Below are 12,753 nucleotides of genomic sequence, written 5' to 3' on the forward strand. Positions count from 1 at the left end.
CGATTCCTTGGCAGCGGTGCGCCCAAAGATTTACGAAATGGTTTGGTGGCTAGAGGCTTGTAGCGCCTCGGCGCTGGCCACCTTGTCGGTGTACCGCGGTAGCTGTGCAGTTGCCGTCGTTGTCACACGCCTGGCCGGTGCTTTGAACTTCAAAGCAATAGAGTTCAATGCTTCCCGGGCGCATACCTTGACCAGAGCAGGTTTTGGGGTTGGAAATTGCCAGAATTGAAAATGTCTCACGGGGGCTTCCATTGCTGACCGCGGTCACAGGGCCCGCTGTTAGATCCATGGTGGGGGCGAACGTGGCGCTGGGCATCGAGTAGCTGGTGCTTTGAAAGTACGATTCAGTCCATTTGATGAGGCCGCTTTCTGCAGCCTGGAAGGCCGCATTTTGCTCCTGACTGTTGGATGAAATGCGCAGCTGCAATGAGGACTGGTTGGCGGCAGTAATCGCGATCAGGGTGAGGATCAAGAGTAGAAGCAGGCTCACCACAAGGACGATGCCGCGTTGCTTGTGATTGTTCATAGCAGGCGGTTCCTCAGTTCGTAGGTGCCGCTAAAGGTACGGGCGTTCAGTGGAGTGATTTCATTGGCGCCGCGCGAGTCGCTGATGGTGATGGTCACCCGAATGGCTGTGGCGGAGACGGCGCTGCCTGATGGAAGAAACTCGACAGCCATGCTGGCGTCATCGAGGATCGGGTCGTCGTTGCGGGATATGGTGTTGTTGGCGCTGCTGTAGGTGATCGGCGGATTGGTCAGGTCCAGAGCAGTCGAGCTACCCGTGGCATCAGTGCAGCCGCTACCCGGAACGGCATAGCGGAAGGTAATGTTGCTGGCTGCTGTGCTGGTTACCGCATCGTCTGGCAGAGTCCCACCGCTATTGGGGAGCGGGGTTTCCGTATCTGCCGCAATACCGCAGCCTTGGTAGCCTGCTCGTCTGGCATCGGCACCGATGATTTCCAGGGCAATACGCCCACTTTCCTGCATTTGGGCCAGCTCGGTGTTGTTGCGACTGGAAAAATACGAACTCATGAACAGGTCGGTAACGCCCAGGATGAGAATCGAGCTGATGAGGACCGCAACCATCAGTTCAACCAAGGAGAATCCGCGAGAGTAGTTTTTCATAGCTCAGCCTCCACGCGGACGAACTGCGTGTCCTGGCTACTTTCCAGCCAGGCGATATTCACGGTGTAAGTGTTTATTTCCGCCCCTGTTCCGCGAACGATGCTGGTTTGTCCGGGTACGACGCTAGGCAGATTGGTGCGTACCGAAGCGCACCATTGGGCGAGATCTTGTGCTGCTCGTGCGCTCCCTACGGCCTGAGTGCCTGTGGCCGGTGTAGCGCAGTTCGGCAGGGCGCTTAAGGCGTAGGCGCTGTTCTGGGTGGCAAAACTGACTTTGCGGGACTCCAGTGCTGAGTAGGCTAGTTTGTTGGTTCGCATTCTTTCGATGATGTCGTAGGCCAGCAGGGTGGCTTGACTGCGCGCGTACGCGCTTTCATTCGATTGCTGGCTGCGGACCATCAGGCTTGCCATTCCCAGCAGGCCAACCGCGAGTACGACCAGGGCAACCATGACTTCAATCAGCGTGAAACCATGGCTGCGGAGGGTTGGGTGAGTTCTCATCGGGCGCTTACTCAACTTTGCTGTGGCCGATTGGGTTTACCGTAACGGTGCGTGTATCTACTGTTACGCTGCCTCCGGCTGAGGTGCCGTCCCCGTTGAAGCTGATCGCGGCTCCGGCAATCGTTACACCGCCTGCTGCAGGGATGGTGCGAATCACTACGCCTGCATTAGTGCGGACTACCCCGCCATCGCTCCAGCTACCGCTGCAGGTGCTCTGATCGCTGCTTGGGCATACGGTTACGCTGGCTCGGCGGAGGACTGCTTCGCTGCGAGCCAGCTTAAAGGCGCCTAGCAGATTATTGGCGGCAGATGTTGTGCGACTGGCGTCGAGGGTCGACCGGAAATCTGGAAGGGCAATCAGCGCGACAATCGCGATGATTGCCAGCACGACCATCAGCTCCAACAGAGAAAAGCCTCGTTGTTGGCCTGTGTGTCGTCTATCCATTGTTCGGCTGCAGGACATGGCGATCTCGATTCAAGGGATTTCTGACAATGGATGCTAATGAGCGCCAGTTTGGGTGACCACTTGAAGCGGACAGGCGTAGCAAAAGCGCGATGAGTGACTTAGCTGCAGGTTTTTTCGGGTCGCGGGGCTTGTTGGCGAACTCTGCCAGACAGGCTGATGACGATCTGTCGTCGCGGTTTCCCGTTTTTGCACAGGGTCAGGGTGCCGTTGGCCGCCTGGGTGGTGCCATTCTGTTCGTAGATAATCTGCGTTAGCTTGCGAAAGCTTGACCAGTGCCAGGAATAACCATCGGGAAGTTGTTCATGGCGTAGTGCGGACTCTCCGTTGTCTATGCGGCTGTTGTTATTAATGTCGTGGAAGATGAGCAGTGAGTCGTTCCATGTGGTGGTGCGGCTGCAGTCAGTTTCTCCTGCACAAAGAACTGTGGTTTGGTGACTGAAAACAGCGGCGCTGCGTGCGTGATTGATAGCGCCAGTCATCTGGTTAATGGCGTAGGTCGTTTCGTTGTTCTCGATCATTCCGCTCAGTGCGGGGGCGGCGGTGCTGAGTAGAATGGCCAGTATTGATAAGCCAATAAGCAGTTCGGCCAGGCTATGGCCATGGATTCTCTTCATGTTTCAGCATCCTTGCTGATGGTGTTTGAGTGCGTTGCTGAGTGTAGATAGAGGTTGTTGAATGCCAAGCGGGATGCCGGTTCGGATTGCAATAGTGGGAGGTGGCGCACTCGGCTTGTTGAGTGCGCTGAATTTCGGCTCGCAGGGTGTTGAGGTTGTGCTTGTCGAGCGTGGCGGGGTCGGCGGCGAGGCTTCGTGGGCTGGAGGGGGCATCGTTTCCCCTTTGTATCCCTGGCGCTACGGACCTGCGGTCACCGCTCTGGCGCAATGGTCGCAGAGCTACTATCCCCAGTTGGGCGAGCTGCTCCGGCTTGATACCGGGATTGACCCGCAAGTGCATTCGACTGGTCTGTACTGGCTCGACCTGGAAGATGAGCGCGATGCGTTGCTCTGGCCTCAGGGCAATGACTGCAGGCTGCAGAAAGTAGCGATGGCTGAGGTTTACTCTGCCGTGCCTTCACTGGGGGATGGTTTTGCGAGCGCCATCCACATGCCGGACGTAGCCAACGTACGCAACCCGCGCCTGATGAAGGCGCTGCGAGCGGCCTTGCAAGCCATGCCTAATGTGCAGTTGCATGAGCAGTGTGAGGTGAAGGGCTTCATTCGGCAGGATGGACGTGTCTGCGGGGTGATGACCTCGGCTGGCGAGGTTCGTGCCGAGCAAGTGGTGCTTGCCGCCGGCGCCTGGAGCGGTGAGTTGTTGGCAAGTCTGGGGTTGAGTCTGCCGGTCGAGCCGGTGAAGGGGCAGATGATTCTCTACAAGTGTGCCGAGGACTTCTTGCCGAGCATGGTGTTGGCCAGGGGGCGCTATGCCATTCCGCGCAAGGATGGCCACATCCTGATCGGCAGCACCTTGGAGCATGCAGGGTTCGACAAGACGCCGACCGAGGTGGCCCTGGCGAGCCTGAAGGCTTCTGCTGTAGAGCTACTGCCGGCGCTGGCAGAGGCCGAGGTGGTCGGGCATTGGGCTGGATTGCGTCCGGGCTCGCCCGAAGGTATTCCCTTTATTGGCGAGGTGCCGGGTTATCCGGGGCTGTGGCTCAACTGCGGGCATTACCGCAATGGTTTGGTACTGGCGCCAGCGTCCTGCCGGCTGCTGGCGGATCTGATGCTTGGGCGCGAGCCGATTGTCGATCCTGCCCCCTATTCCCCTGCTGGCCGGCTGGGTTGACGAATTAGTCGATCCCCAGCTTCTTCAGGCGATAGCGCATCGAGCGGAAGGTCAGGCCCAGGCGCTGGGCTGCAGCGGTGCGGTTCCAGCGGGTTTCCTCGAGCGCCTGCATGATCAGCTTGCGCTCGATGTCTTCCAGGTAGTCCTCCAGGTTGTCGATCTGTGCCAGCGAGGCTTCGCCGCCTTCGCTGCTGGTGCTGGTTTCGGCCAGGCGCAGGTCGCTGGCCTTGATCTGCTCGCCTTCGCACAGGGTGTAGGCGCGTTCGAGCATGTTCTCCAGTTCGCGCACGTTGCCGGGGAAGCGGTAGCTCTTGAGCTTGTCCATGGCCTCGTCGGCCAGTCGGGTCAGGGGCAGGCCGGTGCCTTCGCAGAGGCGGTGCAGCATGGTGTCGGCGAGTAGCGGGATGTCCTCGCGGCGCTCGCGTAGCGGTGGCACGCGCAGTTCGATGACGTTGAGGCGGTAGAACAGATCCTGGCGGAAGCGGCCGGCGGCGACTTCGGCGGCGAGGTCCTTGTGCGTAGCGCAGAGGATGCGTACGTCGACCACTACTTCCTGCTGGCCCCCAACGGCGCGCACGGCTTTTTCCTGGATGGCGCGCAGTAGCTTGACCTGCATGCTCAGCGGCAGGTCGGCGACTTCGTCGAGGAACAGGGTGCCGCCATTGGCGGCCTGGAACAGCCCCTGTTTGTCTTCGATGGCACCGGTGAAACTGCCTTTCTTGTGGCCGAAAAATTCGCTTTCCATCAGCTCCGAGGGGATGGCGCCGCAGTTGACCGGCACGAACGGGCGTTCGGCGCGTGGCCCCTGTTCGTGGATCAGGCGGGCGACCAGCTCCTTGCCGCTGCCCGATTCGCCGCTGATATAGACCGGCGCCTGGCTGCGCGCGAGTTTGAGGATCTGCCCGCGCAGGGTGCGCATCGGTGGCGACTCGCCGAGCAGGCGGGTATCGACCGTGACTTCTTCGTCAGTGGCACTGCGCAGGCGCAGGGCGGTGGCGACCAGTTCACGCAGGCGGCCGAGGTCGACCGGCTTGGTCAGGAAGTCGAAGGCGCCGGCCTTGAGTGCATTGATCGCGGTGTCCAGGCTGCCGTAGGCGGTGATCATCGCCACTGGCACCTGCGGGTGGCGCTGCTGAATATGCTGCACGATCTCCAGGCCCGTACCGTCGGGCAGGCGCATGTCGGTCAGGCATAGGTCGAAGGGCTCGCGCGCCAGCCACTCGCGGGCTTCCTTGACGTTGCGCGCGCTGCGCGTGTCGAGCTTCATCCGGCCCAGGGTGATTTCCAGGAGTTCGCGGATGTCGGGCTCGTCGTCGACGATCAGGGCTCTTTGCCGGGTGCTCATGGTCAGCTCAGCTTGCGTGGATGGGCGAAGGTGATGCGGAAGCAACTGCCGCCGCCCTCGCGGGGTTTGTAGTCGAGGCGCGCCTGGTTGCTTTCACACAGTTCGCGGGAAATATACAGGCCCAGGCCGGTGCCTTTGTTGTCGGTGGTATAGAACGGCTCGAAGATGTGTTGCACCTGCTCTTCCGGCACGCCGGGGCCGTCGTCGAGCACTTCGAGTACCGGCAGGTCGCTTTCCGCGTCGCGGAACAACTTTAGCCAGACCTGGCCCAGTTGGTGCTTTTGCGCACTGTAGCGCAGGCCGTTCTGCACCAGGTTGGTCAGCACCTGGGTCAGCTGGTGCGGGTCCATACGAGTCTGCAGGCTGCCGCCGATGGTTTCCAGGTGCAGGGTCTGGTCGAGGGTCGCCAGGGAGTTGCGGAATTCGCTGGCGAAACGGTGCAGCCAGTATTTCAGGTCGAGCAGTTGGGGCTCGGCCTGGCGCCGGCGCGAGAGCTGCAGAACGTTCTCGATCACCAGGTTCATCCGCCGCGAATGGTCCTGGATGATCTGGGCCAGGCGCCGGTCGGGGCTTTCCAGTTCTTCCGACTCTTGCAGCAACTGGGCGGCGTGGCTGATGGCGCCGAGCGGGTTGCGGATCTCGTGGGCGATGCCTGCGGTCAGGCGGCCGAGGGAGGCCAGCTTGAGTTGCTGGGCCTGTTGGGTGATCTGCGAGATGTCGTCGAGAAACACCAGGGTGTGCTGTTCGTTGCCACGCTGGAGGAAAATGAAGCTCGGCTGCAGCAGCGGGCCGTCGGCGACTATCTGCAGGCTTTGCGGGCGCAGGGTGGGGTTCTGCTGCCATTGCTGCAGGCGTTTGACCAGATCGGGGCAGTGCGGGTCGAGCACCTTGCCGGCCAGTTCGTTACGGTTGAGCAGGATCTGCGCGCCCTGGTTGGCCAGCAGTACGCGGTTCTGCCGGTCGAGCACCAGGATGCCGGTACGCATGCGCTGCAGGATCAGCGAGTTCAGCGCTTCGAGGCTGGCGACGTCGACCGCGCGCTGTTCGGCCAGGCGTTCGCTGACCTGCAGGCGCCGGCTCAGGCCCTGGAGGAAGATCGCGGCGGCAAAGCACAGTGCGCCCAGCGTGCCGGCCTGCACATATTGGCCGGCGGCAATCGGGCGGCTGAGGCTGAGGTAGAAGGTCAGGTAGATCATGCCGCTGGCTGCGACAGCCGCAATCAGCAGGCCGATGCGGCCGCGCAGCAGGATGTTGGCGATGGCCACCGCGACGATCAGCAGGTTGCCGATGCCGCTGGGGATGCCGCCGGCGGAATAGAACAGTGCGGACAGCAGCAGCACATCCAGCAGCGCCAGGCTGAATACCTGCAATAGGTGGCGCGGGCGCTGGATCAGCACGGCCACCAGCACGTTGAGCACCAGATAGGCCCAGCTGCCGTAGCGGAACAGTTGCTCGTGGGCCAGGTCCAGCAGCTCGTCGTCCAGGTTGCTGGAGATCAGCAGTACCAGGGCCATACCGACCGAGACCCGGTACAGGTGGTAGAGGCGCAGTATCCGGCGGCCTTGGGCACCGGCCAGGCTCAGGGCATCAGCGTTCACTGTTGCCTGGGCCCTGTTGCAGGTGGGCCTGGCTGCAATACCAGCGGTTGTCCGCGCTCAGTGCCTGTAACTGCGGGATATGCACGCCGCACTGGGCGCAGCGCACCATGGGCGCCGGGTCATCCTGTGGGGCAGCTTTTTGTGCCGGAGTGGCGGGGCGTTTGAGTCGTCGCCAGAGCCACACGGCGGCGGTGATCAGGGCAATCCAGAACAGCAGACGGAACATGGCGGGCTCTTCTTGTTGGCAGGCGAGCAGTGTAGCCAAGGTCGCAGCCCTGGCGCAGCAGATAAAGCAGGCGGCTGGGCCGAGTGGCAGGCATGAAAAAGGGAGGCCGAGGCCTCCCTTTTACTGACGCGGCGTTGTTCAGTCGAAGACGCCGAAGGTCATGTAGCTGAACCAGGAGCGGTCGTCGTTGTTGCCTTCGGCTTCCTGTTGTTCTTCCTGGGCCTGCTCTTTGGCTTCGTTCTGATATTCCGGCTGCAGCTCGTCCGGGATCTGTTCCTGGGCGTCTTCGTACTGCTTGATCACGTCCTGGCTGGCGCGGGTTTCGCCCGGTGGCAGCGGGGCGTCGGATTCGATCAGGCCGAGGGTGGCCTTGGCCAGCCAGGAGCGGTTGTCGGCTTCTTCTTCGAGCGGAACGAAGTTGCCGTCGACCAGGCTCGGGTGGTCTGGGTAGTTGAACTTCAGGGTTTCCAGGCTGGTGGCGGCCAGGTCGTTCATTTCCAGGCGCTGGTAGGCTTCGGTCATCACGGCCAGGCCGTCGCCGACTGCCGGGGTTTCCTGGAAGTTTTCCACGACATAGCGACCGCGGTTGGCAGCGGCGACATAGGCCTGACGGGTCAGGTAGTAGTGGGCGACGTGGATTTCGTAAGCGGCCAGCAGGTTGCGCAGGTAGACCATGCGCGCCTTGGCGTCCGGGGCGTAGCGGCTGTTCGGGTAGCGGCTGGTGAGCTGGGCGAATTCGTTGAACGAGTCGCGTGCGGCGCCTGGGTCGCGCTTGGTCATGTCCAGCGGCAGGAAGCGCGCCAGCAGGCCGCGGTCCTGGTCGAACGAGGCCAGGCCTTTTACGTAGTAGGCATAGTCGGCGTTGGCGTGTTGCGGGTGCAGGCGAATGAAGCGCTCGGCGGCCGACTTGGCAGCTTCCGGCTCGGCGTTCTTGTAGTAGGCGTAGATCAGCTCGAGCTGGGCCTGTTCGGCGTAGCGGCCGAAGGGATAGCGCGATTCCAGGGCCTTCAGCTTGGCTACGGCGTTGTTGTAGCTGCTGTCGTTGAGGTCTTCCTGGGCCTGCTGGTACAGCTCGGTCTCGCTCAGGTTCTCGTCCACTTCCGGTTTGGAAGAGCAGGCGGCGGTGAGGGAGAGGATTGCGATCAGCAGCAGGTGTTTCACTTGCATGGCGGCTTGCGTCCCTGTGACGGTCGGCTGTCTTGGCCTGGACCGTCCTGTTATGATGAGCGCCCCGGAAACACCCGGGACAAAGACGCCGTATTTAACCACAGCGTGCAGCCGAAACCAAAAGCTGCACCGCCCTCCGCAGTAGCCCATGTCCGAAGATTCCGATCAGCTCATCCAACTCTCCGCCGAAGTGCCCTCCGCACTAGGTGGGCAACGCCTCGACCAGGTCGCAGCCCAGCTGTTCGACGAATACTCGCGCTCGCGCCTGTCGACCTGGATCAAGGATGGCCGCCTGACTGTCGACGGCGCCGTGGTGCGCCCGCGCGACATCGTGCACGGTGGCGCCGTGCTGGCCCTGGAGGCCGAGCAAGAGGCCCAGGGCGAGTGGATTGCGCAGGACATCGCGCTGAATATCGTCTACGAGGACGAGCACCTGCTGGTGATCGACAAGCCGGCCGGCCTGGTGGTCCACCCGGCTGCCGGGCATGCCGACGGTACCCTGCTCAACGCCCTGCTGCACCATGTGCCGGACATCATCAACGTGCCGCGCGCCGGCATCGTCCATCGCCTGGACAAGGACACCACCGGCCTGATGGTCGTGGCCAAGACCCTGCAGGCGCAGACCAAGCTGGTCGACCAGATGCAGAAGCGCTCGGTCAGCCGCATCTATGAATGCATCGTGATCGGCGTGGTCACCTCCGGTGGCAAGATCGACGCGCCGATCGGCCGCAGCTCGGCCAACCGCCAGCGCATGGCGGTGATCGATGGCGGCAAGCAGGCGGTGACCCATTACCGCGTGCTCGAGCGTTTCCGCTCGCACACCCATGTACGGGTCAAGCTGGAAACCGGCCGCACCCACCAGATTCGCGTGCACATGACCCATGTCGGCTTCCCTCTGGTGGGCGACCCGCTATACGCCGGGCGCTTCCGTATTCCGCCGGCAGCCAGTCCGACCCTGGTGCAGACCCTCAAGGAATTCCCGCGCCAGGCCCTGCATGCGCGTTTCCTCGAACTCATCCACCCGATCACCGGGCAGCGCATGAAGTGGGAATCGCCATTGCCGGATGACCTCGTATGGATGCTGTCCCTGCTGCGCCAGGACAACGAATCCTTCGTCTGATGAGCGCTGACTGGCTGACTCCCGACTGGCCGGCACCGGCCAATGTGCGGGCCTGCGTCACCACCCGTGCCGGCGGTGTCAGCCTTGCGCCCTTCGACAGCCTCAACCTCGGCGACCATGTCGAGGATGATCTGCAGGCCGTCAGCGCCAATCGCCTTCTCCTGATTTCGCAGTTGCGCTGTCAGCCGGCCTGGTTGCGCCAGGTGCACGGCATTGCTGTGGCCGAAGCCAATCCGGCTCTGGTCGCCGAGGCCGATGCCAGCTGGAGTGCCACACCCGGCATCGCCAGCGCGGTGCTGACTGCCGATTGCCTGCCGGCATTGTTCTGCGATCGTGCCGGCACCCGCGTGGCTGCTGCCCATGCCGGCTGGCGCGGGTTGGCCGGTGGTGTGCTGGAGGCGACCCTGGATGCCTTGGCCCTGCCGCCCGAGCAGGTGCTGGTATGGCTCGGTCCGGCTATTGGTCCGGCGGCTTTCGAGGTCGGCGCCGAGGTGCGCGAGGCTTTCGTCTCTAGCCATGCCGACGCCGAGCAGGCTTTCCGTCCCAGTGCGAATGACGGCAAGTTCATGGCCGATATCTACGCCCTGGCGCGCATCCGCTTGGCCGCTCGCGGCGTCACTGCGGTGTATGGCGGTGGCTACTGCACGGTCAGCGATCCGCGCTTCTTTTCCTACCGTCGTGCATCACGCACCGGGCGTTTTGCCTCGCTGGTCTGGCTGGCTGATTGACGCTAATCAAGCGAGCTGCGCTTGAATCGCGGGAAACTGTCCTCATCTAGTCTTCATCTCGGCAGGCTTTTCGTTTCAGGGGTGCTCATCGCCCCGGTCTGCCCCTAAAAGGAAGGACGAACACCCATGCGAATAGACCGTTTAACCAGCAAGCTGCAGCTTGCCCTTTCCGATGCACAATCCGTGGCTGTGGGCCTTGACCACGCGGCCATCGAACCCCTGCACCTGTTGCAGGCGCTGCTCGATCAGCAGGGCGGCACCATCAAACCGCTGCTGATGCAGGTCGGTTTCGACGTCAATGGCCTGCGCCAGGCGCTGACCAAGGAACTCGACCACCTGGCGAAAATCCAGAACCCCACCGGCGACGTCAACCTGTCGCAGGACCTCGCACGCCTGCTCAACCAGGCCGATCGCCTGGCGCAGCAGAAGGGCGACCAGTTCATCTCCAGTGAGCTGGTGCTGCTGGCGGCGATGGACGACAACACCAAGCTGGGCAAGCTGCTGCTGGCCCAGGGCGTGACCAAGAAGGCCTTGGAGAACGCGGTCACTAACCTGCGCGGCGGTCAGGCGGTGAACGACCCCAACGTCGAGGAATCACGCCAGGCGCTGGACAAGTACTGCGTCGACCTCACTGCGCGGGCCGAAGAAGGCAAACTCGATCCGGTGATTGGTCGCGACGACGAAATCCGCCGCACCATCCAGGTTCTGCAGCGTCGCACCAAGAACAACCCGGTGCTGATCGGCGAGCCGGGCGTGGGCAAGACCGCCATCGCCGAAGGCCTGGCCCAGCGCATCGTCAATGGCGAGGTGCCGGACGGGCTGAAGGACAAGCGCTTGCTGTCCCTGGACATGGGCTCGCTGATCGCCGGTGCCAAGTTCCGTGGCGAGTTCGAAGAGCGCTTGAAGTCGCTGCTCAATGAACTGAGCAAGCAGGAAGGGCGGATCATCCTGTTCATCGACGAGCTGCACACCATGGTTGGCGCCGGCAAGGCCGAGGGCGCGATGGATGCCGGCAACATGCTCAAGCCGGCCTTGGCCCGTGGCGAGCTGCACTGCGTCGGCGCCACCACCCTGGATGAGTACCGCCAGTACATCGAGAAGGATGCCGCGCTGGAGCGGCGTTTCCAGAAAGTGCTGGTCGACGAGCCGAGCGAAGAAGACACCATCGCCATCCTGCGTGGCCTCAAAGAGCGTTATGAGGTGCACCACGGGGTGACTATCACCGATGGCGCGATCATCGCGGCGGCCAAGCTCAGCCATCGCTACATCACCGATCGCCAGTTGCCGGACAAGGCCATCGACCTGATCGACGAGGCGGCCAGCCGCATTCGCATGGAAATCGACTCCAAGCCGGAGGCGCTGGATCGTCTGGAACGGCGCCTGATCCAGTTGAAAATCGAGCGCGAAGCGTTGAAGAAGGAAGACGACGACGCGGCGCTCAAACGCCTGGAAAAGCTCAAGGAAGATATCGCCAAGCTGGAGCTGGAATACGCCGACCTGGAGGAAATCTGGAAGTCGGAGAAGGCCGAGGTGCAGGGCGCGGCGCAGATCCAGCAACGCATCGAGCAGGCCAAGGCTGACCTCGAGGCGGCGCGGCGCAAGTCCGACCTGCAACGCATGGCCGAGCTGCAGTACGGGGTAATCCCCGACCTGGAGCGCAGCCTGCAGATGGTCGACCAGCACGGCAAGGTGGAAAACCAGCTGCTGCGCAACAAGGTCACCGATGAAGAAATCGCCGAAGTGGTGTCCAAGTGGACCGGCATTCCGGTGGCCAAGATGCTCGAAGGCGAGCGCGACAAGCTGTTGAAGATGGAAGGCCTGCTGCACCAGCGCGTGATCGGCCAGGACGAGGCGGTGGTGGCGGTATCCAGTGCCGTGCGCCGTTCCCGTGCCGGCTTGTCCGACCCCAATCGGCCGAGCGGCTCGTTCCTCTTCCTCGGCCCTACCGGGGTGGGCAAGACCGAGCTGTGCAAGGCGCTGGCCGAGTTTCTCTTCGATACCGAGGAGGCGATGGTGCGCATCGACATGTCCGAGTTCATGGAGAAGCACTCCGTGGCCCGCTTGATCGGCGCGCCGCCCGGCTACGTCGGTTACGAGGAGGGTGGCTACCTGACCGAGGCGGTGCGCCGCAAGCCTTACGGCGTGGTGCTGCTCGACGAGGTGGAAAAGGCTCACCCGGATGTGTTCAACATCCTTCTGCAGGTGCTTGAGGATGGCCGCCTGACCGACAGTCACGGACGCACCGTGGACTTCCGCAATACCGTGGTGGTGATGACCTCCAACCTCGGTTCGGCGCAGATCCAGGAGCTGGTCGGCGACCGCGAGGCGCAGCGTGCGGCGGTGATGGATGCGGTGAGTAGCCACTTCCGCCCCGAGTTCATCAACCGCATCGACGAGGTGGTGGTGTTCGAGCCGCTGGGTCGTGAGCAGATCGCCGGTATCGCGCAGATCCAGCTGCAGCGCCTGAGCAAGCGCCTGGCCGAGCGCGAGCTGCATCTGGAGCTGTCGGACGAGGCACTGGATAAGCTGGTGGCCGTCGGCTACGACCCGGTATATGGCGCGCGGCCGCTGAAGCGGGCGATCCAGCGCTGGATCGAGAACCCGCTGGCGCAGCTGATCCTGGCGGGGACCTTCCTGCCGGGCGCGCAGATCAAGGCGCGGGTCGAAGGCGAGCAGTTGGTCTTCAGCTAAGC

The 12,753-nt window shown here is 62.7% G+C and carries 13 protein-coding genes; 4 read left to right on the forward strand and 9 right to left on the reverse strand.

Going from position 1 to position 12,753, the window contains the following annotated elements; translation table 11 throughout:
* Positions 1-49: 49 nt before the first annotated feature.
* From H3H51_RS10285 to H3H51_RS10305, 5 genes are all read right to left on the reverse strand, one after another.
* Positions 50-526: a PilX N-terminal domain-containing pilus assembly protein gene (locus tag H3H51_RS10285; RefSeq protein ID WP_183088956.1), complete on the reverse strand. Its 477-nt coding sequence runs from the start codon at positions 524-526 to the stop codon at positions 50-52.
* The gene (locus tag H3H51_RS10290) at positions 523-1,125 is read right to left on the reverse strand and encodes a PilW family protein (RefSeq protein ID WP_183088957.1); all 603 of its coding nucleotides are present in this window, start codon (positions 1,123-1,125) and stop codon (positions 523-525) included. Before H3H51_RS10290 ends, H3H51_RS10285 begins: the two co-directional genes overlap by 4 nt.
* Positions 1,122-1,625 (reverse strand): type IV pilus modification protein PilV, encoded by a 504-nt coding sequence (pilV, locus tag H3H51_RS10295; protein WP_183088958.1) that lies wholly within the window; start codon positions 1,623-1,625, stop codon positions 1,122-1,124. The genes H3H51_RS10290 and pilV overlap by 4 nt, the downstream gene beginning before the upstream one ends.
* A 7-nt stretch (positions 1,626-1,632) precedes the next feature.
* Positions 1,633-2,088, reverse strand: a complete 456-nt coding sequence (locus H3H51_RS21360; protein ID WP_407926481.1) for a GspH/FimT family pseudopilin — start codon at positions 2,086-2,088, stop codon at positions 1,633-1,635.
* Positions 2,089-2,189: 101 nt separating this feature from the next.
* Entirely contained in the window at positions 2,190-2,705 is a 516-nt protein-coding gene (locus tag H3H51_RS10305) for a GspH/FimT family pseudopilin (RefSeq protein ID WP_183089343.1), read from the reverse strand.
* Positions 2,706-2,778: 73 nt separating this feature from the next.
* On the opposite strand from H3H51_RS10305, the gene thiO reads away from it, so the two are divergent.
* Positions 2,779-3,876, forward strand: coding sequence for a glycine oxidase ThiO (thiO, locus tag H3H51_RS10310; RefSeq protein ID WP_407926497.1), 1,098 nt, complete (start codon positions 2,779-2,781; stop codon positions 3,874-3,876).
* Between the two features lie 4 nt (positions 3,877-3,880).
* On the opposite strand, the gene H3H51_RS10315 is transcribed toward thiO, so the two are convergent.
* From H3H51_RS10315 to H3H51_RS10330, 4 genes are all read right to left on the reverse strand, one after another.
* Positions 3,881-5,221, reverse strand: coding sequence for a sigma-54-dependent transcriptional regulator (locus tag H3H51_RS10315; RefSeq protein ID WP_183088961.1), 1,341 nt, complete (start codon positions 5,219-5,221; stop codon positions 3,881-3,883).
* A 2-nt stretch (positions 5,222-5,223) separates the two neighbouring features.
* On the reverse strand, positions 5,224-6,819 hold the full coding sequence (locus tag H3H51_RS10320; RefSeq protein WP_328803651.1) for a sensor histidine kinase: 1,596 nt from the start codon (positions 6,817-6,819) through the stop codon (positions 5,224-5,226).
* Positions 6,809-7,045, reverse strand: a complete 237-nt coding sequence (locus H3H51_RS10325) for a PP0621 family protein (protein WP_183088962.1) — start codon at positions 7,043-7,045, stop codon at positions 6,809-6,811. The genes H3H51_RS10320 and H3H51_RS10325 overlap by 11 nt, the downstream gene beginning before the upstream one ends.
* 138 nt (positions 7,046-7,183) lie before the next feature.
* Positions 7,184-8,212: an outer membrane protein assembly factor BamD gene (locus tag H3H51_RS10330; protein WP_183088963.1), complete on the reverse strand. Its 1,029-nt coding sequence runs from the start codon at positions 8,210-8,212 to the stop codon at positions 7,184-7,186.
* Between the two features lie 148 nt (positions 8,213-8,360).
* Here H3H51_RS10330 and rluD point away from each other — a divergent pair, with 148 nt between their 5' ends.
* From rluD to clpB, 3 genes are all read left to right on the forward strand, one after another.
* Entirely contained in the window at positions 8,361-9,332 is a 972-nt protein-coding gene (rluD, locus tag H3H51_RS10335; protein ID WP_183088964.1) for a 23S rRNA pseudouridine(1911/1915/1917) synthase RluD, read from the forward strand.
* On the forward strand, positions 9,332-10,060 hold the full coding sequence (gene pgeF, locus H3H51_RS10340; protein WP_183088965.1) for a peptidoglycan editing factor PgeF: 729 nt from the start codon (positions 9,332-9,334) through the stop codon (positions 10,058-10,060). Before rluD ends, pgeF begins: the two co-directional genes overlap by 1 nt.
* Before the next feature lie 126 nt (positions 10,061-10,186).
* Positions 10,187-12,751 (forward strand): ATP-dependent chaperone ClpB, encoded by a 2,565-nt coding sequence (gene clpB, locus H3H51_RS10345; protein ID WP_183088966.1) that lies wholly within the window; start codon positions 10,187-10,189, stop codon positions 12,749-12,751.
* Positions 12,752-12,753: the final 2 nt, after the last annotated feature.

It is taken from the genome of Aquipseudomonas ullengensis (assembly GCF_014174475.1).
Lineage (GTDB): Bacteria > Pseudomonadota > Gammaproteobacteria > Pseudomonadales > Pseudomonadaceae > Aquipseudomonas > Aquipseudomonas ullengensis.

Coding starts and splice junctions, on each gene's coding strand:
- H3H51_RS10285 (WP_183088956.1), bottom strand. CDS start 526: ATGAACAATCACAAGCAACGCGGCATCGTCCTTGTGGTGAGCCTGCTT.
- H3H51_RS10290 (WP_183088957.1), bottom strand. CDS start 1,125: ATGAAAAACTACTCTCGCGGATTCTCCTTGGTTGAACTGATGGTTGCG.
- pilV (WP_183088958.1), bottom strand. CDS start 1,625: ATGAGAACTCACCCAACCCTCCGCAGCCATGGTTTCACGCTGATTGAA.
- H3H51_RS21360 (WP_407926481.1), bottom strand. CDS start 2,088: ATGTCCTGCAGCCGAACAATGGATAGACGACACACAGGCCAACAACGA.
- H3H51_RS10305 (WP_183089343.1), bottom strand. CDS start 2,705: ATGAAGAGAATCCATGGCCATAGCCTGGCCGAACTGCTTATTGGCTTA.
- thiO (WP_407926497.1), top strand. CDS start 2,779: ATGCCGGTTCGGATTGCAATAGTGGGAGGTGGCGCACTCGGCTTGTTG.
- H3H51_RS10315 (WP_183088961.1), bottom strand. CDS start 5,221: ATGAGCACCCGGCAAAGAGCCCTGATCGTCGACGACGAGCCCGACATC.
- H3H51_RS10325 (WP_183088962.1), bottom strand. CDS start 7,045: ATGTTCCGTCTGCTGTTCTGGATTGCCCTGATCACCGCCGCCGTGTGG.
- H3H51_RS10330 (WP_183088963.1), bottom strand. CDS start 8,212: ATGCAAGTGAAACACCTGCTGCTGATCGCAATCCTCTCCCTCACCGCC.
- rluD (WP_183088964.1), top strand. CDS start 8,361: ATGTCCGAAGATTCCGATCAGCTCATCCAACTCTCCGCCGAAGTGCCC.
- pgeF (WP_183088965.1), top strand. CDS start 9,332: ATGAGCGCTGACTGGCTGACTCCCGACTGGCCGGCACCGGCCAATGTG.
- clpB (WP_183088966.1), top strand. CDS start 10,187: ATGCGAATAGACCGTTTAACCAGCAAGCTGCAGCTTGCCCTTTCCGAT.